General features: G+C 64.7%; 29 protein-coding genes and 1 pseudogene. 26 read left to right on the top strand and 4 right to left on the bottom strand.

Annotated features, from left to right (window positions below; all coding sequences use genetic code 11):
• Positions 1 to 52 precede the first annotated feature (52 nt).
• The 4 genes from K6I40_RS12990 to K6I40_RS12975 form a co-directional block, all read right to left on the bottom strand.
• On the bottom strand, positions 53 to 610 hold the full coding sequence (locus K6I40_RS12990; RefSeq protein WP_222919471.1) for a DUF1802 family protein: 558 nt from the start codon (positions 608 to 610) through the stop codon (positions 53 to 55).
• Between the two features lie 85 nt (positions 611 to 695).
• Complete coding sequence (locus K6I40_RS12985) at positions 696 to 1598, bottom strand: ArsR family transcriptional regulator (protein ID WP_345779435.1); 903 nt, start codon at positions 1596 to 1598, stop codon at positions 696 to 698.
• An 80-nt stretch (positions 1599 to 1678) separates the two neighbouring features.
• Positions 1679 to 2638, bottom strand: a complete 960-nt coding sequence (locus K6I40_RS12980) for an NADP-dependent oxidoreductase (RefSeq protein WP_222920362.1) — start codon at positions 2636 to 2638, stop codon at positions 1679 to 1681.
• Positions 2639 to 2726: 88 nt separating this feature from the next.
• On the bottom strand, positions 2727 to 3326 hold the full coding sequence (locus K6I40_RS12975) for an NAD(P)H-dependent oxidoreductase (RefSeq protein WP_222919470.1): 600 nt from the start codon (positions 3324 to 3326) through the stop codon (positions 2727 to 2729).
• A gap of 301 nt (positions 3327 to 3627) precedes the next feature.
• On the opposite strand from K6I40_RS12975, the gene K6I40_RS12970 reads away from it, so the two are divergent.
• The 26 genes and pseudogenes from K6I40_RS12970 (at position 3628) to K6I40_RS12850 (ending at position 25707) form a co-directional block, all read left to right on the top strand.
• Positions 3628 to 4935 (top strand): cobyrinic acid a,c-diamide synthase, encoded by a 1308-nt coding sequence (locus K6I40_RS12970; protein WP_222919469.1) that lies wholly within the window; start codon positions 3628 to 3630, stop codon positions 4933 to 4935.
• Between the two features lie 106 nt (positions 4936 to 5041).
• Positions 5042 to 5947: pseudogene (locus tag K6I40_RS12965) on the top strand (glycosyltransferase).
• 136 nt (positions 5948 to 6083) lie between these two features.
• The gene (locus K6I40_RS12960; RefSeq protein ID WP_222919468.1) at positions 6084 to 6866 is read left to right on the top strand and encodes a 3-oxoacyl-ACP reductase family protein; all 783 of its coding nucleotides are present in this window, start codon (positions 6084 to 6086) and stop codon (positions 6864 to 6866) included.
• Positions 6867 to 7055: 189 nt separating this feature from the next.
• Positions 7056 to 7739, top strand: a complete 684-nt coding sequence (cbiT, locus tag K6I40_RS12955) for a precorrin-6Y C5,15-methyltransferase (decarboxylating) subunit CbiT (protein ID WP_222920361.1) — start codon at positions 7056 to 7058, stop codon at positions 7737 to 7739.
• Positions 7736 to 8650, top strand: a complete 915-nt coding sequence (locus tag K6I40_RS12950; protein WP_222919467.1) for a cobalt-factor II C(20)-methyltransferase — start codon at positions 7736 to 7738, stop codon at positions 8648 to 8650. The genes cbiT and K6I40_RS12950 overlap by 4 nt, the downstream gene beginning before the upstream one ends.
• Entirely contained in the window at positions 8647 to 9546 is a 900-nt protein-coding gene (locus K6I40_RS12945; RefSeq protein ID WP_222919466.1) for a cobalt-precorrin-4/precorrin-4 C(11)-methyltransferase, read from the top strand. The genes K6I40_RS12950 and K6I40_RS12945 overlap by 4 nt, the downstream gene beginning before the upstream one ends.
• A 197-nt stretch (positions 9547 to 9743) precedes the next feature.
• Entirely contained in the window at positions 9744 to 10742 is a 999-nt protein-coding gene (cbiG, locus tag K6I40_RS12940; RefSeq protein ID WP_222919465.1) for a cobalt-precorrin 5A hydrolase, read from the top strand.
• Positions 10739 to 11617 carry an SAM-dependent methyltransferase gene (locus K6I40_RS12935; RefSeq protein WP_222919464.1) on the top strand — a complete coding sequence of 293 codons (879 nt, stop codon included), beginning with the start codon at positions 10739 to 10741 and terminating at the stop codon, positions 11615 to 11617. Before cbiG ends, K6I40_RS12935 begins: the two co-directional genes overlap by 4 nt.
• 18 nt (positions 11618 to 11635) lie before the next feature.
• Positions 11636 to 12697: a precorrin-3B C(17)-methyltransferase gene (cobJ, locus tag K6I40_RS12930; RefSeq protein ID WP_222919463.1), complete on the top strand. Its 1062-nt coding sequence runs from the start codon at positions 11636 to 11638 to the stop codon at positions 12695 to 12697.
• A 38-nt stretch (positions 12698 to 12735) separates the two neighbouring features.
• On the top strand, positions 12736 to 13002 hold the full coding sequence (locus K6I40_RS12925; protein ID WP_222919462.1) for a ferredoxin: 267 nt from the start codon (positions 12736 to 12738) through the stop codon (positions 13000 to 13002).
• On the top strand, positions 12999 to 13712 hold the full coding sequence (locus K6I40_RS12920; RefSeq protein WP_222919461.1) for a cobalamin biosynthesis protein: 714 nt from the start codon (positions 12999 to 13001) through the stop codon (positions 13710 to 13712). Before K6I40_RS12925 ends, K6I40_RS12920 begins: the two co-directional genes overlap by 4 nt.
• Before the next feature lie 56 nt (positions 13713 to 13768).
• On the top strand, positions 13769 to 15001 hold the full coding sequence (locus K6I40_RS12915) for a CbiX/SirB N-terminal domain-containing protein (RefSeq protein WP_222919460.1): 1233 nt from the start codon (positions 13769 to 13771) through the stop codon (positions 14999 to 15001).
• Between the two features lie 43 nt (positions 15002 to 15044).
• Positions 15045 to 15416, top strand: a complete 372-nt coding sequence (locus K6I40_RS12910; RefSeq protein ID WP_222919459.1) for a DUF3209 family protein — start codon at positions 15045 to 15047, stop codon at positions 15414 to 15416.
• Positions 15417 to 15418: 2 nt separating this feature from the next.
• Positions 15419 to 16711, top strand: coding sequence for a PQQ-binding-like beta-propeller repeat protein (locus tag K6I40_RS12905; protein WP_222919458.1), 1293 nt, complete (start codon positions 15419 to 15421; stop codon positions 16709 to 16711).
• Between the two features lie 111 nt (positions 16712 to 16822).
• Entirely contained in the window at positions 16823 to 17794 is a 972-nt protein-coding gene (locus K6I40_RS12900) for a hypothetical protein (RefSeq protein ID WP_222919457.1), read from the top strand.
• The gene (locus tag K6I40_RS12895) at positions 17791 to 18333 is read left to right on the top strand and encodes a hypothetical protein (protein ID WP_345779434.1); all 543 of its coding nucleotides are present in this window, start codon (positions 17791 to 17793) and stop codon (positions 18331 to 18333) included. The genes K6I40_RS12900 and K6I40_RS12895 overlap by 4 nt, the downstream gene beginning before the upstream one ends.
• The gene (locus K6I40_RS12890) at positions 18317 to 19243 is read left to right on the top strand and encodes a hypothetical protein (RefSeq protein WP_222919456.1); all 927 of its coding nucleotides are present in this window, start codon (positions 18317 to 18319) and stop codon (positions 19241 to 19243) included. Before K6I40_RS12895 ends, K6I40_RS12890 begins: the two co-directional genes overlap by 17 nt.
• A 69-nt stretch (positions 19244 to 19312) precedes the next feature.
• Complete coding sequence (locus tag K6I40_RS12885; RefSeq protein ID WP_222919455.1) at positions 19313 to 20197, top strand: hypothetical protein; 885 nt, start codon at positions 19313 to 19315, stop codon at positions 20195 to 20197.
• A gap of 110 nt (positions 20198 to 20307) precedes the next feature.
• Complete coding sequence (locus K6I40_RS12880) at positions 20308 to 20652, top strand: hypothetical protein (protein ID WP_255682014.1); 345 nt, start codon at positions 20308 to 20310, stop codon at positions 20650 to 20652.
• Positions 20625 to 20771: a hypothetical protein gene (locus K6I40_RS28410; protein ID WP_255682013.1), complete on the top strand. Its 147-nt coding sequence runs from the start codon at positions 20625 to 20627 to the stop codon at positions 20769 to 20771. The genes K6I40_RS12880 and K6I40_RS28410 overlap by 28 nt, the downstream gene beginning before the upstream one ends.
• Positions 20772 to 20923: 152 nt before the next feature.
• Positions 20924 to 21841, top strand: coding sequence for a substrate-binding domain-containing protein (locus K6I40_RS12875; RefSeq protein WP_222919454.1), 918 nt, complete (start codon positions 20924 to 20926; stop codon positions 21839 to 21841).
• A gap of 39 nt (positions 21842 to 21880) precedes the next feature.
• Positions 21881 to 22552, top strand: coding sequence for an ABC transporter permease (locus K6I40_RS12870; protein WP_222919453.1), 672 nt, complete (start codon positions 21881 to 21883; stop codon positions 22550 to 22552).
• Between the two features lie 55 nt (positions 22553 to 22607).
• Entirely contained in the window at positions 22608 to 23411 is an 804-nt protein-coding gene (locus K6I40_RS12865) for a phosphate ABC transporter ATP-binding protein (RefSeq protein ID WP_222919452.1), read from the top strand.
• A gap of 68 nt (positions 23412 to 23479) precedes the next feature.
• Complete coding sequence (locus K6I40_RS12860) at positions 23480 to 24196, top strand: TOBE domain-containing protein (RefSeq protein WP_222920360.1); 717 nt, start codon at positions 23480 to 23482, stop codon at positions 24194 to 24196.
• 537 nt (positions 24197 to 24733) lie between these two features.
• On the top strand, positions 24734 to 25156 hold the full coding sequence (locus K6I40_RS12855; protein ID WP_222919451.1) for a universal stress protein: 423 nt from the start codon (positions 24734 to 24736) through the stop codon (positions 25154 to 25156).
• A 50-nt stretch (positions 25157 to 25206) separates the two neighbouring features.
• Positions 25207 to 25707: a universal stress protein gene (locus K6I40_RS12850; RefSeq protein WP_222919450.1), complete on the top strand. Its 501-nt coding sequence runs from the start codon at positions 25207 to 25209 to the stop codon at positions 25705 to 25707.
• Positions 25708 to 25809 lie beyond the last annotated feature (102 nt).

Raw genomic sequence — 25809 nt, 5'->3', positions numbered from 1 at the left:
CGGCGAATCGTAGCCGACTCGAGCGGTTAAGTTCGTTGGTGGGGGTGCCCCATCACTCGAGCGCATCCCGAACTGCTGCCTGCCGTTCGGCGAACGTCGCGTCGTCCAGTACGGGCGCGGTTGCGTCGGGATCGACCTCGACGTCGCCTTCCAGTTCGATCCAGGCACGACAACCGCGGTAGCTGCCGCGCTCCTCGATGAGCCGCGGCGACTCGAGTGCTGACACGCGGAGCAACAGGACACGCAAATCATCCTCGGGATCGTACTTGTCGCGTAGGCCGTCGGGAGTGTAGACGTAGTGTCTGGCAAGGGCCTCGAGATCGTTGCTCGAGACGGCGTACTCCTCGCGGATCTCGGCGACGGCGTGGATCGGCACGCCCGCGTCGGGTTTGGCGCTCGCCCGGTGGTAGTAGTCCTCGTATCCGGGCTGATAGCGATCCGACTCCTGGTGCGTGTAGGCCGGATAAAGGACGAACCGGTCGTCGATCATCCCTGAATCGAGGGTCGGATGGCGAACGAGTACCGTCTGTTCGCCGTCGATCAGGGCGTTGACCACGCCGGCGCGCTCTTTCAGCGCCGGAACCGTCTCGTCCGTCGTCGCGTCGCTCATTGGTCTCGGTCCTCCGAACGCGGGCGACTCACAACTCGGTTTCGGTCGCTTGAGCGGGGCGTCGCCAATGACGCTCGCACAGTCGTCAGCCGGGACACGACTCGCGGCGCTGGGACTCGATAACCGAAAGCTTGCCGTCGAGTGTGAACTCGAGGACCTCATCTCCGAGGGGGATCGACATGTCGAGCCGCCACGGATCGGTTGACCGAACCGTCGTGGAATCGTCGCTGACACACCAGTTCAACTGCCAGTATGGGACGGTCCCGACATCGATACCGTGGTCGCGATAGAACGCGACGAGCGACGACTGGTCGAGCAGCGCGATGCCGACCGTCGAGCAGAGGCTGTGCCGGCACTGTTCGCAGACGTACTCCACTCGGAGGTCGGTATCCAGACAGCAGCCGCCCTCGCGGACGAGTTCCGTCCGCATCCGGCCGCTACACTCGGGGCAGACGCCGTCCTTGGCGAGACAATGCAAGTGTCGGACGCGCTGGTTGAACGCGTCGAGAACCTCGTTACGGCTCCGGTCGAGGAGGCCGCCGGGCGGGAACGCGTACTCCCCATGGGTCCGGCCGCAGGACCGACAGGTGACGGCGAGTTGCTCGTCCTCGTAGCTCGCCGTCAGCACCTCGCCACATCGCGTACACTCATCGCCGGTCTCGAACGGCTCAAGCCGGGGATGAGCGGTGAACGAGCCCGCGACGATGGCCCGGACGACGTTCTCGCCGGCCGTGCGGAGTTCGTACCCCGCGTCGGTCTTCCGGACGAACTGGCCGGTAAGCCGATCCAAATGATAGTTGAACTGCGGGCTGGTATCGATCGGAACGCGGTCGTAGAGCGCCGAGAAGCGCAGCGGCGTTTCGTCGGCGTTCCACAGCGCCTCGAGGATCTTCACTCGGGTCTCGTCGCCGATGAGCGAAAAGGCCTCGGCCGGCTGCATGCAGTGCTCGGACTCCCGAGCACACGCCATGGCCTCCAGACTGTTCATAGTCGTTCCGTCTCCCAGTAGCCGCTAAAGTGTTCCCACAACACCATTTTTGTAACGGATCTGGTGTGACGCCGTCCGAGTCAGTCCGTCATCGTCGGCTCGGTTTCGAGGACGAGTTTGCCCCGGACGTGCCCGTCTTCGCTTTCCTCGTGTGCCGCGGCGGCCTCGGAAAGCGGTCGGATGCCGCTGATCGTCGGCCGGATGTGGCCGTCGTCGACGAGCGCCCGGATCTCACCGAGCGCCGACGCGTCCGGTTCAACGCTAAACCAGCGGACGGTCGCTCGTCGCTCCCTCTGGGCGGTCTCGATGACCCTCTCCGACGGCGGTTCTGGCAGCGTGACGATGCGTCCGCCCTCTCTCAGGACGGCCGTTGATCGCTCGAGCACGTCGCCCCCGACCGCGTCGAGCACGAGGTCGACGTCGTCGACGGCCGCCTCGAACCGCCGTTCCCGGTAGTCGACGAACTCGTCGACGCCGAGGTCGCGGAGGGACGCCTCGTTTCGTCCGGACGCGGTCCCGATGACGGTGGCCCCGGCGTGGGCCGCGAGTTGGACGGCCACGTGGCCGACGCCGCCGGCAGCGGCGTGAACGAGCACCCGTTGTCCCTCGCGGAGGTCCCCCTCTTCGAAGAGCGCGCGCCATGCAGTGAGTCCGACCATCGGGAGCCCCGCGGCCGCTGTGTGCTCGAGCGTCGCCGGCTTCCGGATGACATCGTCGGCCGGGACGGTCGCGTACTCCGCGTACGTCCGTCCCGGATCGGGCATCCGAACGAGCCCGAAGACCGCGTTCCCGGGTTCGAGTCCGGACACCGCCGATCCAACCCTTTCGACGACGCCCGACAGGTCCCAGCCGGGAACGTACGGCAGCGACGGAGCGAGCGCCTCGTCGGTGTACCCCTCTCGCACCATCCAGTCGATTGGGTTGACCCCGGCAGCGCGAACGCGAACGAACAGTTCGTCAGCCCCCGGCTCCGGTCGGGGGACCGACTCGAGGGTCAAGACGTCAGAATCACCGTGTTCGTGGACCCGGATCGCCCGCATACGGTCCCGGTCCGTGCGGTCTACCCTTTCCTCGGTCGAGTCTCGCGTCGAAGCCCCGTCCGCTGGCTCGTCGCTCATCGCGGCCCGGTCAGTCATCGACCTCACCGCCGGCCGCCGTCGGTGATCGCTGATTGATACGCTCGGGAGAGGCCGACACACCGGCGTACGCGACGAGTTCCTGCCCGAGGCGACGGGCGCGTGCGGCGACCGCTTCGTCGCCGATGCCCTCGTCAGTGATCGTCTCGTGAGCGTTCGGAACGGCGACCTCTGTTGGCAGCGTCCACGCGCGCAGCGTCCGGCTGACGGTCCGGAGATGCACGAGCGCAGATCCGGGGAAGTCACCGCCGGCCGTCTCGAGTAGTCCGACAGTCGTCCCCGCGAACTCGTCGCGACCGCAGTGGTCGAGCGCGTCCTTCAGCGCCCCTGCGTACGACCCGTGGTAGTTCGGCGTCCCGAGAACGACGCTGTCCGCGTCGTCGACGGTCGTGCGGAGGGCATCGGCGTCAGACAGCTCGGAATCGGCGGCGTACAGGGAGGGCACCTCGTACGACCGCAGATCCACGAGTTCCGTCGTCGCTCCGGCCGTTCGCGCGGCGGCGAGGACCTCCTCGAGGGCGATTCGCGTGGTGCTCCCATCGTGTACGCTTCCACAGATCGCGACGACGCGTGGGTCCGTTTTTCGTGACATCTCGTAGACGTACGACGCTGCCGTAGTAAAGAATTCTCTAAGCTGACATTTTGTAACCGTAGTTTCAAAACGACGGTCCTGTATTGAAATCGACATACCGCCATTCGAATTCGGTTTCGGGTCCAGTGAGTGCCGTATCGAACCACGCGTCGGGTCGTCTGTTCTGCCGGCAGTCGATCGACGCCACCGACGGATTCAAGTCCAGTTGTACTAACCCAACGACAATGAACGCCGTGCGTACCGCGGATATCGCGGACGAACGAATCGTTGGGACAGCCGACTGCGTCTCGGAGGGGCCGCGATGAAGGGGTTCGTCCTCGGCGGCGTTAGCTCCGGTGTCGGGAAGACGGTTGCAACGCTGTCGATCGTGCAGGCGCTCGAGGACGCGGGACACAAGGTCCAGCCCGCCAAGGCGGGCCCGGACTTCATCGATCCGAGCCACCACGAGGCGGTCGCGGGCCGCCCGTCCCGGACCCTCGATCTGTGGCTCTGTGGCGAGGATGGCCTCCGGCGGAACTACCAGCGCGGCGAGGGTGACGTCTGCGTTGTCGAGGGCGTGATGGGCCTCTACGACGGCGACGGCTCGAGCACCGCGATGGTGGCCGAAGCGCTCGACATTCCCGTCGTCCTCGTGGTCGACGCGAAAGCGGGCATGGAGAGCGTCGCAGCGACCGCGCTCGGATTCCGCGAATACGCCGAGACGATCGGTCGCGATGTTGAGGTCGCCGGCGTCGTCGCCCAACGGGCTCACGGCGGTCGCCACGAGCAGGGAATCCGCGACGCATTGCCCGACGACCTCGAGTACTTCGGTCGGATTCCGCCGAACGACGACCTCGAGATTCCCGATCGGCATCTCGGACTCGAGATGGGCGAGGAGGCGTCACTGCCGACGGACGCACTGCGGGAGGCCGCTGAGTCGCTCCGAGCCGAGCGGCTGGCCGACGTCGCGAGCGAACCGCCGGCCCCCGAGACGCCGATCGAACCCGCGGCGTCGGTCGACGCCACGATTGCCGTCGCCAGCGACGCGGCGTTCTGTTTCCGGTATCCAGCGACCATCGAACGGTTCCGCGAACGGGCCGAACTGGTCACGTTCTCGCCGGTTGCGGGCGATTCCGTTCCTGACGCCGACGGAGTTTACTTGCCCGGTGGCTACCCCGAACTCCACGCGGCAGAACTCGAGTCGAGTGGCACCCTCGACGAACTCGGCGACCTCGCGAGAGAGGGGCTGCCCGTCCTCGGCGAGTGCGGCGGTCTGATGGCCATGAGCCAGTCGCTGACGACCACGGAGGGCGAACGGAGCGAAATGGCCGGTATTCTCCCCGCCGACGTGACCATGCACGACCGCTATCAGGCGCTGGATCACGTCGAACTCGAGGCCACCGCGGGAACGCTCACTGCGAACGCCGGTGAAACGATTCGGGGCCACGAGTTCCATTACTCGAGCGCCGACGTCGACGGCGACGCCCGATTCGCCTTCGAGACGGTCCGCGGCGACGGTATCGACGGCGACCACGACGGCCTGACCGAGTACGAGTCGCTCGGGACGTACGTCCACGTCCATCCCGAGAGCGGGGCCTTCGATCGATTCCTCGAGGAGATCGGTCGCTGACGCGGCGATCGTATTCGATCGCTACGTCGGTCTCGATCGCCATGCTAATAGTCGATTCCGGCTCGATTACCTGTCATTTAATCACTAACTAGGTCGATGGGAGGGTATGGCAGATCCAACGCTAATCAGTGTCGTTCTGCCCACGATGGGGTGAAACGATACCTGTGAGGAGATCGTCGCGCAACTCCATCCAGCAGACGAACTCCTCGTGGTCTGCGATACGGCGGTCGAGTCGGTCGCCGAGCGAATCGATGACTGTCCGGACACCGTCAGGCTGGTGGTCGCAGGCGAACCCGAGGGATGTTCCGGGAAGGCGAACGCGATCGCGGCCGGGATAGAAACGGCCGAACACGATCGACTCGTCTGGTCCGACGACGATTTTCATCATCTCCCTGACTGGCTCGATGGGTTACGCAACGACTACGAACGGAACGGTCCGACCACGGAAGTTCCGATCTTCGTCGGCCAGGATCCGCTCGCCGTGCTTCTCGAACCGGCGCACGTTATCAGTGGAACACTCGCCGTCTCCCTCGCGGACGTTCCCTGGGGCGGTTCCCTTGTCTTCGAACGCGACGATATCGACGAGGAGGCCTTCCTCGCGGACCTCCGGCGGACGGTGAGCGATGACGGACTCCTCATGGAATACGCCGATATCACGAGCGTCGAGCGGACGCGTCGCGTCGAGATTGGGGGCTCGTTCCGCGAAACGCTCGAGAACCAAGTCCGATTCACGAAGATCGTCCGTCACCACGATCTGACTGGGATTGTCGGCCAGTTCGTCGTCAGAACGGGACTCGCTGCCGGATGTGTGCTGTTTCCGCTCCCTGCGCTGGCGTTGGTGACAGTGGCGATGGCCGGTGTCTACGCCGCGTTCGGTATTCGCCGGTGGATGTTCCTCGCAGCGTATCCGGTCGTATTGGCGGCGATACCGCTTCTCGTGTACGGCCTGGTTCGACAAACATTCGTCTGGGGCGGGCGGCGCTACCGGTGGCACAGCACGTTCGACGTCTGAGTCGAGACGGCGTAACACGGACCATCGAGATGCCTCATTTCGCCCTCCCGAATCGGAAACGAATTACAGAGTGGTATTCACGGTTGTTGATAGACGGTAAAGTAGTTAACACGAATGGGGGTGTAGTGTCGACTGTATGTCCGAAACAGTCCAGCGCCTCGAGCCCCTGTCGCGTCGCCCACTGACTGATCGAACGTGCCTCGTAACGGGATCCTCTCGCGGGATCGGTCGCGAGATCGCGTTCGAACTTGCCCGCTGTGGTGCCGACGTAGCGGTGAACTATCGATCGTCCGAAGAACTGGCACGTGAGGTGACCGAGACGATTAAGGAAAACGGTGAGTCGGCAGTCCCTGTCCAGGCGGACGTCTCGGAGCCGGCACAGGTCGAGCGGATGGCCGCAGAGATCGGCAACGAACTCGGCGAAATCGACGTCCTCGTCAACAACGCGGGGATCACTATCGATCGGACGTTCGAGGACATGACGTACGAGGACTGGCAGACCGTCATCGACGTCAATCTGAACGGGACGTTCAACTGTACGAACGCGTTCTACGAGGACATCAAGACCTCCGACCACGGACGCCTGATCAACATCTCGAGCGTCGTCGGTCAGCAGGGCAACTACGGACAGGCCAATTATGCGACCTCGAAGGGTGGCCTGTTCGCCTTCACCCGGACGCTGGCGCTGGAACTCGCTAGTCACGGTTCCACGGCAAACTGCGTCGCACCGGGATTCACGGAGACGGATATGCTCGAGAAGGTCCCCGAACGGGTTCAGGACAAAATTCGCAAGGATATTCCGCTGGAGCGGTTCGCCAAACCCGAGGACATCGTCGGCATGGTTCGGTTCCTCGCCGGCGATCAGGCGGAGTACATGACCGGGCAGGTACTCGGAATCAACGGTGGGATGGAGTGGTAGGCCGAGTGAGCACGTCGGGTTGGTCGGTCGGATCGACCTGACAGTCGCTCGAGCGACCGTTTCGTTTCGACCGAACAGTCCGATCGAATTCGACAACTCTTGTTGTCCTACTCCAACTCCATATGGGCAATCGCAGTTGTTCTACCCCAAACAAAATTGTTTTAGGGACGGGCTCTGTTCCAACGGATGATGCCACCCATCGCGCTTCCATACGATGCGAAGGCCGGACCAACGAAGTCTGAGGTCCGAGCTGTCGTCCACTCGAAGCTCGCGCTCGAGTCGGACGACCACTTCGCGGAGGTCGGCTCCTGTACGGGAGCCATCACGATCGAAGCCGCACAGCGAGCCGGGCGGGTGACCGCTCTTGAGCGGAAATCCGAGCGGCTCGAGACGACGGAGCAGAACCTCGCCGCGAACGAGGAGTCGGTACGCGCCGACGTCGACCTCCGGAATGCGGAAGCGCCCGAGGGGCTACCCGACGACGCCGACGCGCTCTTCCTGGGCGGGAGCCGGAACTTCGAAGAAGTACTCGACCACGCCGTCGAGACCGAAATCGACCGCGTGATCATGAACGTCTCGCGACTCGAGGTCGCGGGCAAGGCCACGGAGGCCTTCCGCGAGCGTGACTTGCTCGAGGAGGTCGTCCAGTTTCAGGTGAGCCACGGCTACGAACTCGCCGGGGCGACGAGTTTCAACTCGGACAACCCGGTCTACATGCTTGTCGGGAGCGCGACGCCCGACGAGGACGACGGCGAGAAGGTCGTCACAGACGGGGGTGAGCGATCCACCGGATCGCGATCCTCGTCGGAGCTATGCTCCGACGTAGGTCAAATCGCCGCAGACGATTCGACAGCGCGAGGTACCGAGCGATGACGCTGTACGGCGTCGGTCTCGGTCCCGGCGAAGCTGACCTCGTCACGGTTCGCGGGAAGGAGATCCTCGAGGAGTGCGACGTGGTCTACTCACCCGGCCGTCTGTCGCGGACGGTCGCGCTGAAACACGTCGACGAGGCAAAGATCGGGGATCTGGACTTCCCGATGACGAAAGACGAGGAGAAGCTGCGAACGGCCTGGAAGGAGGCCGCCGCGGAGATTGCCCCGAACGCACGCGACGGCGACGTTGCCTTCGTCACGCTGGGCGATCCGAACGTCTACTCGACGTTCGGCCATCTACGCCGGACGATTGATGCCTTCCATTCGGATGTTGACCTCGAGATCGTCCCCGGCGTGAGCGCGGTGACGGCCTTCGCGACCGCGATGGGGGTCGAGATCGAGGCCGGCGCGGGCCTCTCGCTGCGGGAGGCTGCGTCCGGCCACAGCCCGACCGGGCCGGACCGGATGATCCTGTTCAAGGTCACCGACGCGCCGGCGACCCACGAAGGACTCATCGAGGCCGGCTACGACGTGACCTACGGCCGCCGGCTATTCATGGAACAGGGCAAGACCCTCGTCACCGACGACCCCGCGGAGATCGACGAGCGCGACTACTACACGCTCGCCTACGCCGAGAAGGAAGGGCTCGAGGTCGAACAGGCGACGGCCGCCTTCGAGACCGACGACGAGGCCGAATCGCGGGATGCGACGACGGACGGTGAGCCGGTGACCGATGGCGGTGAGCGAATCGAAGGTGAGCGCGAGCGAAGCGAGCGCGATCCACATCGGAACGCGAAGCGTTCCGAGGACGGTTCGCGATCCTCGTCGGAGGGACCCTCCGACGGAGGCGAAGTAGTCGACCTCGAGCACGCTGAGGGCTGCGAAGGTGGCGATTGCGGAGGACACCGATGACTGACGACGAGACACCCAACGACCCGCAGGACGCGATCGACTCCCAAGGCGAAGCCCGCCGCGAGGAACTGGACGACCGGATCTTCGAGCACAGCGCCGGCGACGAACAGGAGGGGATTCCCTTCGTCGGTGCTGGCCCCGGCAACCCGCGCTTGCTGACCGTCGCGGGCAAGGAACTGCTCGAGGACGCAGACCTCGTCGTTCACGCGGGCTCGCTGGTCAACAGCGAACTCCTCGACGAGTACTGTTTGCACGCCGAACTGGTGAACTCCGTCGGGAAGGACCTCGAGGAACTGATCCCGCTGATGCGAGACGCCTACGAAGAGGGACGGAACGTCGTCCGCCTGCACAGCGGCGATCCTGCCATCTACGGCGCGGCGCTCGAGCAGATGGACGCGCTGGAACACGAGGGCGTTCCGACTCACTTCGTGCCGGGCGTCACCTCGGCGTTCGCGGCCAGCGCGACGCTGCGGACGCAACTGACGCTCAACGAAGTGTCGAACCACGTCGCGTTCACCCGGCCGCAGGGGAAGACCCTAACCCCGGAGGAAGACCACATCTCAGATTTCGTCGAGATGGGCGACGTGACGACCTGCATCTACCTCGGAACCCACGCGGTTCGGGATACGATGGACCGCCTGCTCGAGGACGACCACGACCCCGAGACGCCGGTCGCGGTGATCTACCACGCGTCTTGGCCGGATGAGGACGTGATCATCGGCTCGATCGGCGATATTGCGGACAAGGTCGAGGAAGCGGGGTATCGGGCGTCGGCGCTGGTCGTCATCGGCGACGCGGTAACCGGCGCGGGCTACAAGCGATCCTTCCTCTACGGTGACTGGGCGAGTCAAGGATCGTCGGAAAATTCGGCTGAAACGGAGGCGAGCGATGACTGAGACGATTCGGTCTCGAGACCGTAACCACGGTGAAAGCCCCCAGTCCCCTCGATTCGGGGGCCTCGCTGCGCGTCTCGGTCGGTCGCGGGGCTCCCTCCCTGCGGTGCTTGCTTCGTCCGCCTTCGCCGAGGGGACTGGCCCCTTTCAGTCCCACCCCGCGGTGGACAGGACGATTTCGATACGGTGGAGGTTACACAATGAGTTCAGGAACTGAGAACGCGGATACGACGGACGATGGTGGATCGGACTCCGGCGGCGGACACTGTTCGACGGCGGATTCGGACGGCGAAGTCGCCGAGGAGATCGCGATAATCTCCTTCGGGCGGAAGATGGACACCGCCGAGGAGATCAAAGACGAGATCGGCGATCGCTACGAGGCGATCGACATCATCGAATACCACGGCGACGTCTTCGAGGAGTACTGGGGAGAGTACGACTGCTTCATCGGCCTGATGGCCTCCGGGATCGCGATGCGGAAGACGGCCCACCTGCTCGACGATAAGTGGGAGGACCCCGCGATCTGCGTCGTTGACGAGGAACTGACGTGGGCCATCCCGATCACGGGCGGCCACCACGGCGCGAATCAGGTCGCACAGGACCTGGCGACGATGGGCGCGATTCCGGCGATGACCACCGCTTCCGAGGCGGCCGGCAAGCAGGGCGTCGAGTCCCGCGCGAAGGCGATGGACACCCACGTCGTCAACGGCGACTCGACGATCAAGACCAACCTCGCCGTCCTCGACGAGAATCTCGGTCCTGTGGCCCGAGTCGACGGCCCCAAAGCGGTACTCGTCGGTGACGACGTGACGGTTCTCAAACGGAACAAGGACGAGGGCTGCGTCCTCGGCACCGGCAGTGTTTCGGGGGCGAGCAAGGAGTCGTTCCTCGCCGCGTGGGAGGAAGCCCTCGAGCAGACCGACTACGACATCTCCGACGTCGAGTTCGTCGGGACCGCGACCCGGAAGGAAGACGAGGAAGGCCTGCTCGAGGCCGCACAGGAACTCGATCTCGGCGTGGTCGCCTTCGACAAGGAGACCCTGCTCGAGAACGAGGGGCCGACGCCCTCCAAATCGAAGGAATTGATCGGCTGGCCCGGCGTCTCGGAGGCGAGCGCAATTGCGGGCGGGGCCGAACAGGAACTCGTCCTCGAGAAGATCAGTTACGAAAACGAGGTCACGGTGGCGATCGGTGAATGAGCGGGACCGAAAGCGAATCAGCGGACGCCGGCGGCGGCACCCCCGACGACCACGGCACGCTCTACGTCGTCGGTATCGGTCCTGGCCTGCCGGATCATATGACCAAGCGGGCCAAGGAGGTCATCGAGTCGTCGGAAGTCGTCATCGCCTCGAGCCTCTATCAGGAGTTCCTGCGCGACGACGGGACTCTGCTGCCGGAGGAGCAAACCGACGAGGACGGCATCGCGGTTCGAGACGATGGTTTCGAGCAGGAGATCATCCGCTCGACGATGGGCCGGCAGATCGAACTCGCTCGCGCGGCGTTCGACCACGTTCGGGAGGGGAAGGATGTTGCCCACGTCTCCGGCGGCGATCCGTCGGTCTACGGCAAGTCCGACCTCATCTTCAAGATGGCCGACGAGGACGACGCGACGGACATTCCGATCGAGATTATCCCCGGCATCACCGCGGCACTCGGCGGGTCGGCGAACGTCGGAGCGCCGCTGTGTAACGACTTCTGTACGGTCTCGCTGTCGGACAAGTGGCGCGGCTGGGACGAGATCGAAGAGAAACTGCGTGCGGCGGCGATCTCGGGCTTCGTGATCGTCCTCTACAACTGCTGGCGCAACTACGAGCAGGCCGTCGAGATCGTCCGCGAGGAGCGGACCGACGACGCCGCCGTGGCCATCGTCAACGACGCCGGCCGCGCGGATGCCGGCCGTAACGGCGAGAGCCAGTTCATCACTACCCTCGGCGAGGCCGCCGACCACGACGACAAGGTCTCCGGGATGGGCACCTCGCTGATCATTGGCAACCACGAGACCGAGACCTGGCGCAACGACGACCGAACGTACCTCGTCACCCCGCGCGGCGGGCGTGACGTCGACGACTTCTGAAACTGATACCACATATCCATGAGTACGGATACCAACGCGGACGCCGACGACGAATCGACTTCCAACTGCGGTGCCTCGAGCTCGGAGAGCAGTTCCGGAGAAACGAGCACCGATAGCTCGAGTTCGAAGTGCGGTGCCTCGAGCTCGGAGAGCAGTTCCGGAGAAACGAGCACCGATAGCTCGAGTTCGAAGTGCGGTGCCTCGACCGAGACTGACGACTCGAGTAGCTGCGGTGCTTCCTCGAGTTCGGACGACGACAGCTCCAACGAGAAGGAGGTCGGCTCGACGGTCGACGACTTCGACGCCGAACCGGGCCAGCTGAGCGCCGTCGGTCTCGGTCCCGGGCATTCGGAGGGAATGACAGACCGCGCGAAGACGGCGCTGCTCGAGGCCGACCACATCGTCGGCTACACGACCTACATCGATCTCATTCCGGACGAGATCACCGCGGAAGCCGACGAGCTGTACGACACGCCGATGTGCGGCGAAGTCTCCCGGACCGAGGAGGCCATCGACCGCGCGCTGGCTGGTCACGACGTCGCCATCGTCGGCAGCGGCGACCCCAACGTCTACGCGCTCGGCGGGCTCGCACTCGAGATTCTCGAGTCCAAAGGCGCGACGGCGTCGATGGTCGACTTCGAGGCAGTGCCGGGCGTCCCGGCGGCCCAGTCCTGTGCGGCTCGACTGGGTGCACCGCTGGTGAACGACACCGTCTCGATCTCGCTGTCGGACCATCTCGTCCCGATGCCGGAAATCGAGTCGCGACTCCACTCCGCGGCCAAGGAGAGCTTCACGATCACGATCTACAACCCCTGGAGCCGCAAGCGCCGGGAGAACTTCGAGAAGGCCTGCGAGATCCTGCTGGCCCACCGCGACGAGGACACGCCCGTCGGCATCGTCCACGGTGCTGGCCGCGACGACGAGCAGGTGATGATCACCGAACTCGGCGAACTCGTGGAGTTGGGTGAAGACGAGATCATCGACATGACGACGACGATCGTCGTCGGCAACGAGGACACCTACGTCTGGGACGACCGGATGGTGACTCCGCGCGGCTACGAGACGAAGTACGACTACTGAGCAGTTCGATCGAAATCCGACCCAGACGCAATTCACCAATGTCACGATACGAAGTCACTATCGAGAAAGACGCCTGCGACGGCATCTTCGCCTGTCTGACCCGCGACCCGCGATTCGTCGAGGGCGAGGACGGCCTCGCGACGATCGATCCCGGTGCGGACCCGGTCTACGACTGCGAGGGCGAGGTCACCGACACCGAAGAACGAGTCGTCGCGACGTTCGACGACGACCGCATCGACGAAGCCCGGCAGGCCGCCGCGGCGTGTCCGACGGATGCGATCATCGTCGAGGAGGTGGGCGAATGAGCGACGCGGAACCCGCAACCGAGATCGAAGTCCCGTCGGACCCGCTCGCGGGTCACGCCGCGACTGCGTACTTCTGGGGCCACGTCGCCGGGAGCGGTGACGTTTCCGATGACGGCATCGAAGTCGTCACCAACGACGAGGCGTCCGCGCAGGTACTCGCCGCGATCGCGGGCGGCGACGTAGCGCACGAGACGGCCAGCCGCGAGTACGCACACGATACCTCGATCACGCGGACCGAAGACGAGTACACGCTCTCGATCGGCGGCGACGAGGGAGCCGGCAGCGACGATGCGGGCTTACTGGGTCGCAGCGGCGCGCTCGGTCTCCCCGTCGACGGCCGCGGCAACTACCGCTTCGGAGCCTTCTCGAACTACGACCGGGAACTGCTTCGGGGCCTGCTCGAGGGCTGTGGCACGATCTGCTTCAAGTCCTCGAGTGGCACCGTCGGCATCTCGTTCGTCCACGACGATGCAGCACTGCTCGAACTTGCGCAGGACCTGATCGCCGACTGTCCCGTGGACGCTCCGTTCGGCGAGCTGTCTGAGACCTCGTCGGGCGGCTACTGGTTCGGCGTCGACGACGCCGCCGCACCCGACTTCGGCACGTGGCTCTACGAGAACTGCGAGGAAACGGGACTGTTCGCGCCGAGTCGCCGCCGGAAACTCGAGAAAAGTCTCGAGCAGGCATCGGCCTACGACGGCGACGAATAGCGACGGCCGACCGGTTCGGACTGCAAACCGCATTCGCAATTTCCACATCGAAATCGATGAGTACACCCGACCAGACCACGCCCGGATCCACAGCCGGGTTCGACGACGAGGCCGTCCTCCTGATCGGCCACGGCTCCAGACGCGAGAAATCCAACGAACAGGTCCGCGAACTGGCCGCTGACCTCGAGTCCCAACTCGGGATCCCGGTCGACGCCGCGTTCCTCGAGCTCGCAGAGCCGTCGATCGACGAGGCCTTCGCGACGCTCGCACCGGTCGCGTCCCAGGTCACTGTCGTCCACTGCTCGCTCTTCGCCGCGAGCCACGTCAAGAACGACGTGCCGCTGGCGATCGAGCAAGCGCGGGCCGAACACGACCTCGAGATCACTAACGGCGCACATCTGGGGGTCCACCCCGCGATCTTGGACCTGCTGGACGACCGCGCCGCTGCGGTCGAAGCGGAACTGGACGTCGACCGCGAGGACGACGATGTCGCCGTCGTTGTCTGCGGCCGCGGCTCAAGCGATCCGGACGCCAACGGCGATGTGCACAAGCTCGCCCGGCTACTCTACGAGGGCCGCGAGTTCGACCGCGTCGAAGCCTCGTTCATCGGCGTGACGGAGCCGACGCTCGAGGAGAGTTTGCACGGGCTCTCGAAGCACCGGCCCGACGCGGTCGTCGTCCTGCCGTACATGCTCGGCGACGGCGTCCTCACGCAGCGGGTTCGCGACTGGACGGCGGACTTCGACTCCGACTACCCCTACGTCGATGCGCTGGCCGGCGACCCGCTCGGAACGGACTCGCGGCTGCTCGACGTCTTCGCCGATCGCTGGGAGGAGGCCCGCACGGAGAGCGTGGAGATGTCCTGTGACACGTGCAAGTACAAGGTCGACCTCGAGGGCTACGAGGAGGACGTCGGGGGCGCTCGGGCCATGCTCCGCGCGCTGGCCCATCAGGAGGCCCACGCCGACCGCGACGACATCGACGAGGAGCCCGACAGCCACGACGCGCCCGAAAAACACGTCGCGGTCTGTACCAACCAGACGTGTGCCAAGATGGGGTCGCCGGCGGTCCTCGAGCGCCTCCGTCAGGAGGTGCGGGACTCCGAACACTGCGACGCCCGCATTACGCGGTCGTCGTGTCTGGGGCGCTGTGGCGACGGGCCGATGGTCGCGGTCTACCCGGACGGGATCTGGTACGGCGGCGTCGAGGACGGCGACGCCGAACGGATCGTCGGCGACCACCTCGATCGGGACCGCATCGTGAGCGACCTCGTCGATCAGACGCTGTAACGCGAGCCGAAAGACACGAATTCGATAAGTCATACATTCACCCATGAGCTGCTACGAAATCGAAGCGCTACGACTCGGACTGATGAACGTCCTCGGCGTCGGGGACGACAGCACCCGCGATCACGCGGAGAAAGAACTCGAAGGACACCTCGAGGGTCCCATCAAGGGCCTCGCGGAGGCCGACAGCCTTGCGGAGATCCAGCGTCACCTCGACGCGGCGCTGGTCGATCTCGAGGAGGAGGTGGCATCGATGGACAGCGACGACCCCGAGTACGACTATACTCGGGGGCGGCTGCTGGCGGTCCGCGACGCCGAGCGGGCGGTCCAGCGACTGAGCGCGCAGGGCGAGCACATCGTGGACGGGCTCGGCGACGCCCACGACACCCTCCACGAGACCTTCCCGGTCGAGGAGTAACGATGGCCGAAACTGCCGATACCGAACGCGAGGGGTCCCTCGAGTGCCAGTCGGTTCCGCTCGGCGAGATCGAAGCCGCTCGAAGCCGCCACATGTGGACCCGATCTGCGGTCCACATCGCCGAGTCCGGGGGGCTTGTCGTCACCGGCGAGTGGGACGGGACTGTCACCGCCCGCGACGCCGACTCGCTCGAGGCCCGGTGGTCAGTCGACCATCCGGACCACGCTGTCGGGATCGCGTCGCTCGAGACCGGTGGTGACGACAGCGAGGAAACGATCATGGTCGCCGGCCGCGGCGAGACTGGAACGATCGCCGCCTACGACGCCGCGACGGGTGACCGTCGCTGGCGATACGACGCCGTCGAGGACGTCGGTGAGGCCGTCAAGGACACCGTCTTCTACCTGCCCTACGTCGTGGCGCTCGAGACAGGGACCGACGCCGACGGAAACGAGCGCCTCTACGCCGCCGCGCGGCGCTACGAACGCGACGGCGAGACCCGGCAGTGGTACAGCACTGTCTACGCGTTCGACGCCGACGGCTCGGTTCGCTGGACCTACGAAACCGATGCCTCGCCGATCGCGCTCGATCTCGACGCCGACGGCGAGCGCCTCGCGGTCGGCTACAACCGCTGTATGGGCGAGCACGACACCGGCCTCGTCGTTCTCGAGACTGAGTCGGGCGACCTCGAGTGGACCTGGGACCCCGGTACCGAGGGCGACCGCCGTGTCGGCGACGTGTCGTTCGACAGGGACTCGATCGCCGTCTCAAGTCATGGCGACAAACGCGGCTACCTGCTGGGGCCCGGCGGTGCAGAGCGCTGGAGCGTCGACCTCGCCGTCGAGACCGAGATCGGCGGGGAGACGCTGTACGCCTACCCGAACCACGCCGCTGCCGACGACGGCCGGGTCGCGTTCGTGACCGGTAACACGTACGCGAAAGAGAGCCGGGAGACCGAGAGCCGGCACCCGAACGAACATCGGGTCGCCGCGTTCGACGCCGACGGGACCCTCAGCTGGGATGACGAGGTCCGCGGCTTCGTCCACGGGCTGGCCACCGACGGCGACCGGCTCGTCGCTCCCTGTGCACAGAACTTCCGGGTTCGCGATCCCGATACCCACGCCGTCCGCTGGTTCGATCTCGAGTCCGGCGCAGGTGGACTCGAGTGCCTCAACGGAATCGCGACAGCGGCCGCAGTCGCGGATGGAACGGTCGCGGCCATCGAGGAACCCGTCGCGTACCACGACAACGGCGAGACGCGTGGCGAGTACGCGCTTCGTGTCGGCTCGCTCGAGTAGTGACGATCCGTCGGGACGGTCGCCCGTCACCGGTAATTTTCTGCCGTGCCGAGTAGTCGCATACGCAAGGCCAACCCCCACAACGCTCTCTCTCGTCTGTGTTTCCGTATAATGATCGAGGATGCCACATCTGACGGCAGCGAGGAGCAGTCGGATCTCCAGTGGGTCGAGTGCTCCTCAAGCCGTCAACGAATGGGCGAGCTGACGGACGGACCGTCACGGCGGATACTGACCGACGGCGGGCAGGCAGAGATGGAAGAGAAAGACGAGGACGCGGAGGCAGACTCGAGTGAGGACGACGCCGAAGAGACGCCGGAAGACGAAGAAGACTCCGCACCAGCGGACGAGGAAGCGGAAACTGACACCGAGGAAAGCGACGCTGACGAATCTGCGGACGAGTCCGAGCAACAGGAGGGGGAACCAGAATTGGAATCCGAGGAGGAGGAGGCCGAAGGCGAAGCGGAATCTGCAGAAGACGAGGCGGAAGAAGACGAGTACCACGTCGAGGGTGCCGACGAAGTCTACGAGGGAGACGAGGCATCCGGTGTCCTCCACCTCGACCTCGATGGACTGTTCCTCGACCTACTGGGGCTCGAGGTCAACCTGGATCCAGTGACGCTGGATGTCTCGGCGCGACCGGGGGGAAACAACCTGCTCGGCAATCTGCTGTCGGCGGTGACGGGGCTGCTGGACGGCCCCGGAGCAATGATTGGCAAGGCGAAGTCACTGTTGAGTAAGCCGATCAAGTTCGTCAAGAACCTGCTGAACAAGCCCGTCGAGAAGCTCACAGGACTCTTCGGCGGGGGCGAGGAAGACGTCGAAGACGAGGAAGCGTCCGAGAGCGAAGACGAGTCCCCCGGTCTGCTTTCATCGGCGGTACAGCGTCTGAAGAACGGGGTGTCGGGGGTGGCGAGTTGGGTGAGAAAGAAGTTGGCCGCGCTCGTTCCCAGTTTCCCGACCGAGGAACTCGTGTCGGCGGTCGTCAGCGCAATACTCAAACAGCTACTCGAGCAACTCGAGCCGGATCAGGATGAAGAGACCGGCGGACAGGCAGAGCCGTCACAGGCGGAGGCATCATCATGAGCGACGATTCACTGACTCAACGGATCGATACCGAGGCGATCTCCGACAACATCGACGTCGAGGAACTGGTCGACGGAACGAAATGGGAAGGTGAGATTGACGGGGACAAACCGCTTGGAGAGGCGTTGGGTGGACAGATCGGAGCGATTCTCGGGCGAGCGATCGGCGAATCTCTCGGGCGGACGATCGGAAACATGGTCGTCGACGAACTGCTCAGTTCCGGCGAGGAGGACAAAGCGGCCGAAGAAGGCGAAGCAGACGAAGAAGAAACCGCCGAGGAAGGCGAGGAAGACGAAGGGACCGCTGAAGGGAGGACGAAGAAAGCGAGGCTGGGGAAGACACCGAGGCCGAAGACAGCACCGAATCCGAGGACGACACTGATACCGAAGCTAAAGCGCAAGACGACTCCGAATCGGACGCGGAGGACGAGGAAGCAGCGGACGAAGAATCGGAACAGGCGACCGAAGCCGAGGAATAAGACCGTGATTCAGGGAACACACTCGCTCCACGAACCGACTCGAGGTGATCGTCGTGAGTGACGGATCGGGGCTGAAGAGTATGGTCGCAAGCGAGGTCAGCAACCAGCTCGACGTCGCCGATATGCTCGGCGACGGGAGTATCGAGGACAGCATCGACGGCGGCGAGGTCGGCGCTGCGGTCGGTCGCCAGTTCGGCGAACGGTTCGGGCACGAAGTCGGCGCGGCCATCGGTCGGGAAGTCCACGAGACGATCGCCGCAGGCGTCGACGAAGGGAAAGAATTCGATGAGATCCGTACGGATCTCTCGACGGCGATTCGGGACGCCCTCCGTGAATCGTTCGCGAACGTGGAGGGCCGCGACTCGATCGAGTCGGTGGCGAAAGGTGTAACCGACAGCAGCAGTCTCGAGGGACTCCTCGACGACGCCGGAAGCGACGAGAGCGACGACACCGACGAGGACGAATCCGAGAGCGAGGAGCAGGCAGAATCCGAGGGCGAAGAGCCAGCAGACGAAACGGAAGAACAGGAAGACGAAGGCAGCGAAAGCGACGAAACGGGCACCAAAGAGTCAGTCAAAGACGCCGCCGGTACAGCCAAAGAATCGGTCGAAGGAGCGGCCAGCAAAGCTAAAGAGACAGTCGGTGGGGGTGGCGAAGAAGACGAAGAGACGGCCGACGAAGCTGAAGAATCGGCTGACGAAGGTGAGGAGACGGCCGACGAAGCCGAACCGTCCGGAGAGGGCGAGGACGAGCCGTCCATGGAGGACCTCGAGGACCTCCGGAAGGACACGCTCACGGACTTCCTCGGAGTGATGTCCTACAGCGATCTGCAGTCAGTCGCGAAGGACGTCGGTGTGAAGGCGAACCTCAGCCGAGAGGAGATGACCAACGAGATCATCGAGGCAGTAACGGACGAGGAGTCGGACTCCGACTCGGATGAGGAGTCAGAGACGGAAGCTGAAGCCGAGTAATCGACTGCACTCCGTCGCTCCCGATCCGACTATCGCGCACGACACGGCGGTGATACCTGAGAGCCACAGATGAGCGACACACAACTCCACAATCGAGTGCACGAGGTACTGAACGAGGCCGACGCGTCCAGCGGGTCGATCGTATCCGGCAGTGACTCGGATAGCGAGGACGAGAAAGACCTGCTCGAGACCGCCCAAGAAGCGAGCGACCTCCTCGAGTCGGCCAACCCCGACGAATTGCTCGCGGCGGTCGGACTGGATACCCTCGAAGACGGGTCCGAACCAGATTCGATCCCGGAGGCTATCGCTCACGGCAAGCAGGAGAACCTCGAGGACCTCCAGCGATTGCTCCACCTCGCGAAACTCGCCGATCGGGCCGACAACGGCAGTCTCGAGGGTGCCGTCGGCGACCTTCAGGAGACGATCGGCGAGCGGGCCGAATCCGGGGCCGACGGATCGGCGGGTGATGCCGATCGGCCGCAATCGGACGACGGGACGGCGGGTGCCGAGGGTGAACCGGACGACGCTGCGGGTGACGAGGCGGACGTATCCGAGAGTGAGGGGGCGGACGAGACGACCGACGACCTTGGGGATCGGCTTCGATCATCGATGCAGTCCTCGTTCGAGCAGTTCGGTGACGATATCCAGCAGCTCAAAGAGCGACTCGAGGCGACGAGCGCCGGTACCGCCGGTAACGAGGCAACTGACGGAGCCGACGAGACGGCCGACGCCGAGGCCGCCGACGAAGCCACAGCCGATGACACAGCGGACGAGGAGGACACTGACGATGACGACGAGGATGAGGGACTTCTGGGATCGGGACTCGGCGGCGACGAGGACCGTGGAACGGCGTCGGGCGGTCCGAGCCGCCACTCCACGATGGCACCGCCGCCCTCCAAACGGGCAGATATGCGCAAGACGACACGTCACTCGACGATGCCGGACAAGCACTAATGTGCGGATTCAGTTCGTTCGCTTAGTTCCGGGCTCGAGGCGGGACCTAGTGGACAGAACAGGACATATCCCGCTGAAGGCTTATCCTGCTGCTCGCTGACGGCCTGTGTATGACGAGACACATCAGTGAGACGCAGGTCCGCCACTGGCTGGACGACACGGCCATCCGGAACGTAACCCCTCACACAGACGAGGATACCGAGTTCAATTTTCAGGTCGAACTCTCGCAGTTGCCAGTCCATGTCATCAAAGAAGACGAGTTCGGGCCGGTCCGAATCGTCGGTCGGAACGGGTTCGACACCGAGCGAGCGAAAAACCTGCTTCGCGACGATCAGCGACGCGGCGAGTTGCTCAAGTACGTCGGACCGATGCTGGCGGCGACGCCGGGGTTTACACGTTTCTCGACGAGGAAGGCGTCTCCTGCCAGTTGCGCGAGGCGGAGACGGTACAGGTAGAGTATCGGGTCTATCCCGATGAGGCCTCCCAGCAGGCGCTGATGGACGGAATCATGGCGATTGCCACGAGTATGCGGTACGTCCAGAACGTCGTGGTTGCAGTGGCGGAGTCCGGATGATTTCGCCCGATATCCGGTCGGATCGGATGCAGCGCCGTAACCGGTTACAGTTACCTCTGTATCTAACGTGAACTCGTGAGCGGTATCGATAACCACTGTTGGGTGCCCTAAGCGGTACGTTTATACTCCTGTATTCCATCGTTGTTCCCTATATGGAATATCGACGTCGAGCGCTACTCGGGGCGAGTGCGGCGGGGATCGCTGCAGCCGTTGGCGGCTGTCTCGGATCCGGGGAGGAAGGCGAGGGATCGATCGCCGGCGAGGAACTCGCGCTCGCGACGACAACTAGCACGGAAGCGACGGGGCTGCTCGACGAGATCAACGTGGCGTTCGAGGACCGCTTCGGGACGCGCGTCGCGGCCAACGCGGAGGGGACGGGTGCCGCGATCCGCTCCGCTCGAGACGGTAACGCCGACGTCATTCTGGTTCACGCCCGCTCGCGCGAGGACGAGTTCATGCGAGAGGGCTATGGCGTCAACCGGCGGGACCTGATGTTCAACGATTTCGTGATCGTGGGCCCGAGCGACGATCCGGCGGGCGCGAGCGATGCCGAGGGCGCGGCGGTCGCCTTCAATGCTATCGCGAGCGCGAACGCGCCGTTTGTCTCCCGTGGAGACGAGTCCGGGACGCACACAAAAGAGCTAGTCATTTGGGAGGAGGCGGGCGTCGAGCCCGGTGGCGAGTGGTATCAGAGCCTCGGGCAAGGGATGGGCGAGACGCTGACCCACGCGAACGAGGCGGGGGCCTACACGCTCGCCGATCGGGGCACGTACCTCTCGCGGGACGACATCGACCTCGAGATTTTGATTCAGGGGCCAATCGAGGACGGGCCGGAGCTGCTCGCGAACCCCTACGGGATCATGGCGGTCAACCCCGAGGTCCACTCGAACGTCAACTACCAGCTCGCCATGGCCTACATTGGCTTCGTGACGAGTCCCAAGGGACAGGAGATCATCGAGGGCTTCACAGCGAACGGCGAACAGTTGTTCTATCCCGAGGCGCTGTCATCAGAGCCGAAGTTCCAGCAGTACGTCCCGGAGGGATGGCAGCCGGACTCGTCGGACGAGTGAGTTTCACTCTGCCAACCTGCCCGGTCCGCTTCACTACCAATGCCATTCGACGCCCTCTCCGATCCGACCTACCTCCGAAGCATTATTCGGATATCGCTGACGGTCAGTCTGACCGCAATCGTGCTGAGCACCGTCGTGAGCCTCCCGATTGCCTTTGCTGTCGGCTTCGCGGACTTCCGTGGAAAGCGGTTCGTCACTGCCGTCATCAACACCGGAATGGGGTTTCCGAGCGTCGTCGTCGGACTCCTCGTCTGGTACGTCCTTTCGAATCGAGGACCACTGGGAACGCTGGACCTCATCTATACGCCGGAGGCGATGATCATCTCGCAACTCGTGCTCGCCGCACCGGTCATCACCGGCGTCGCGCTTTCCGCGGTCGAGAGCGTCGACGATGCCGTTCGGGACGCGGCCTACGGTGTCGGAGGAACTCGTGCCGATGTCGCACTGATCACCCTCAAAGAGGCGCGGTATGGCGTCATCACCGGGATCCTCGCCGGCTTCGGCCGTGCGATCAGCGAGGTCGGCTCCGTTCTGATCGTGGGCGGCAACATCGCCTACGCAGACGGGACCTCGAAAACCCGAACCCTGACGACTGCGATCCAGTTCGAGGTCCTGAAAGGCGAGTTCGAGACGGCACTGGTGCTCGGTGTGGTGTTGCTGGTCCTCGTCTTGCTCGTCAACGGGGTCGTCCTGCGACTCGGAGGGCGGTGACGATGAGAGCGACCCCCACCAGTGCGATCATGATCGCGATCGCGGTGAGACAGCTATGAACCTCGAGCTCGAGCGCGCGTCCTACGGCGTCGACGACACAGCCATTCTGGATGACGTCTCGCTCGCCGTCGAATCGGGCGAGGTCGTGACGATCATCGGCCCCTCGGGGGCCGGCAAGACGACGCTATTACGGCTGGCCGCCCTATTCGAGCGGCCGACCGACGGTGCGGTCCGCTGCGATGGGACGAACCCGTGGTCGCTGTCTCGAGACGAGCGCCTCGAGCTCCGGCGGCGGATCGGCATCGTCTTCCAGCGGGCGAGCCTGTTCGAGACCTCGGTGGCGCGCAACGTCGATGCCGGCAGGCGGATTCGTCGGCCGTGGTCCAGACGGATCCGGGACTTTGCCGAGCGGCTCGCGGCCCGCTGGGTTCATGGGTCGCCGACGGTCGATGATCGGACACTTGAGGCCCTCGAACTCGTCGGGCTTCGGGAGGCGTGGGATCGCGACGTGAGTTCGCTGTCGGGCGGCGAAGCCCAGCGGGTGTCGTTCGCGCGCGCGCTCGCGCCGCGGCCCGATCTGCTCGTCCTCGACGAGCCGACCTCCGATCTCGACCCGCGGAACACGGCCATCCTCGAGCGGGCGATCGGTCGGGTGCGCGACCGCGATCACGGCGTGTTGCTCGCGACGCACGACATGCACCAAGCCGAGCGGATTTCGGATCGGGTCGCCTTCCTGCTCGAGGGCGAACTGGTCGAAATCGGCCCGCCAGAGCAGGTGTTCGACAACCCACGTGACGAACGAACTGCCCGATTCGTTCGCGGCGACCTGTTGTACGATGAAAACGAACTTCTCGCGTGATCGTGAAGGGGGACTCGAGTGGGCCTCGTCGCACCCCGTCGGGGCCACCGCGTGAACCACCGATGACCATGGAAAAGGAGTTCGACCCCTATCTGCGGATCGACGACGTGACCGTCGACCGCAGTGACGTCGCGATGTTACGCGCGATTGACGACTGCGGCTCGCTGTCGGGCGCGGCGGCGGCCCTCGAGCGTTCGTACCCACGTCTCCAGCAGCGAGTGGTCGAACTCGAGGAGGCAGTCGGACCGTTAGTCGAGCGCACCCGCGGCGGAGCCGACGGCGGCGGCAGTTCCCTGACAGAGACCGCACGGGACCTGCTGGCGCGGTTCGATCGGCTGGTCGCGGCCTACGAGGGCGTTGCCCGCGTCGACGAGACGGTGCTCACGGGACCAGTCATCGATCGCGATGGCGAACTCGCAACCGTCGAAACCGAGGCCGGGAACATTCTGGCGGTCGTTCCGGCCGACGCCGCGACCGCGTCCGTGACGATCCGCTCCGATGCGGTCAGTTTGCACGCGCCGGCAGACGTGCCGCGAGCCGAAGGGACGAGCGTTCGGAACCGGTTTCCGGGGACCGTCTCGTGGCTCGAGGCCGGTGATGCGGTTGCGAGAGTGGGGATCGAACTCGAGGACGGAGACGGCGGTGACGAGGGCACCGAACTCGTGGCGCTGGTCACTCGGCGGAGCGTCAAGGCGCTGGGGCTCGAGCCGGGTCGGTCGATCGTCGCCTCGGTGAAGGCGACGGCGGCGCGCGGCGTCGCGAGAGACGAACGGAACGATAGATGAGCAGTGCTAGCGGAGTATCGAAACTTGTTTTCCAGTGATGCACGCGATATCAGCAGAACCGAGCATGCTGCTCTAGCTGGCACCGAAGGGTGCCACGGCCTCCCCAACCGATTCGTTCGTGGTTCGAGAGAGCTCTGCTCTCTCGTCATCAAGCAAAGCCGTCGGCTTCGCGGGCAGGGCGATTCCGGAGGAATCGCTTGCAGTCGGCGCGAAGCGCCGACGACCTCGCGAATTCTGGCAGGATATCCGTCCCGCTGACCTCGCGGGAGTGGTTCGAAAGGTGCAAACGCACCTTTCGTCATCACGAGACGTCTCCGCCGTCTCGAACGACTTCGCTCCCGCTTAGCTTCGATTCGCTCAGTCACGAAAGACGCAAAGCGTCTTTCGAACGACTCCTGAGGGCCGCTCACCATCCCTCGCGCAGTATCGAACCGTGGTTCGCAGTTCGCTCACCGCGGTACAGCGCGCGCCACCGCGGATGGGTCCGTCACCTCAACGAGCCCCAACCCTTTCTCGAGGGGACCCGTATCGTCGTCCATGTACGATTCCGTTCTGGTCGCAACCGACGGCAGCGAAGCCGCGGCGACAGCGGTCGATCACGCGATCGCGCTCGCCCGGCGATTCGACGCATCGCTGTACGGAGTCGCCGTCGTCGACGAACGGACCGAGTACGACACGGGTATCGTTGATCCCGAGGAGGCCCGGCAACACCTCGAGGAGCGCGCGGCGGACTGGCTCGCGGACCTCGAGGCGACGGCGGCGGACGCTGACGTGGCTGTCGAGACGGCGGTTCGATCGGGCGTCCCCCACGAGGAGATACTCGCCGACGCGGCCGAGCGGGACGCGGGCGCGATCGTGCTCGGCTCTCGCGGCCGCTCGTCGTTCAAGGGGGCGTTGCTCGGCAGTACCGTCGATCGGGTCGTCCGAACCGCGGATCGGCCGGTACTGGTCGTCGGCTAGCCGAGTGTTGAGGCCGAACATTTACCACACCTGTCGTGTGACGTAGTCGTATGTCACTGCTCGTTCCCTTCGACGGGTCGGAGTTGGCAACGCAAGCGCTCGAGCGAGCATCGACGTTCGGCGACTTGCTCGACGAGGAAGTCGTCGTTCTGACGGTGATTCCGGACGATGCCGACTACGCGCGGGATCGAGGCTGGATCACGCAGGGCGAGCCGTTCAATACGGAGGCGATCGCCGCGGGGATGCAGACCCGCGCCGACAAGGTCGCGCCGGAGGCGACGTTCCGGACCGAACGGGTCAGTTCCGACGAACCAACCGCGACGTCGACGACGAACGTCGTCCGCGAGATACGGCGCGTTGCGGCCGATATCGAGGCATCGGTCGTATTCATCGGCTCAGAGAACGCGGGCTCGGTCATCGCGCCCCAGTCGAGCGTCGGTAGTCCGGTCGCGAGCGACCACCGCTACGACGTCTACGTCGTCCGCGCACCCGGTCACGAGATCGATCCTGAGGATATTTCCGATATCAATTCGACGCAGGACGGTCTCTGAGCGCCTCGAGAACCTCTTGTCGGACAACCGGATGGCGAACTGCCCACTGCACGGCGATTTGGAGGAACGTTTATTCCCCTGACCATCCACGATTCGGACGAG

Source organism: Natrinema sp. SYSU A 869, from assembly GCF_019879105.1.
Taxonomy (GTDB): domain Archaea; phylum Halobacteriota; class Halobacteria; order Halobacteriales; family Natrialbaceae; genus Natrinema.
Note: the sequence above shows the minus strand (reverse complement) of the source record. Positions and strands in the feature narration are given on the sequence as shown.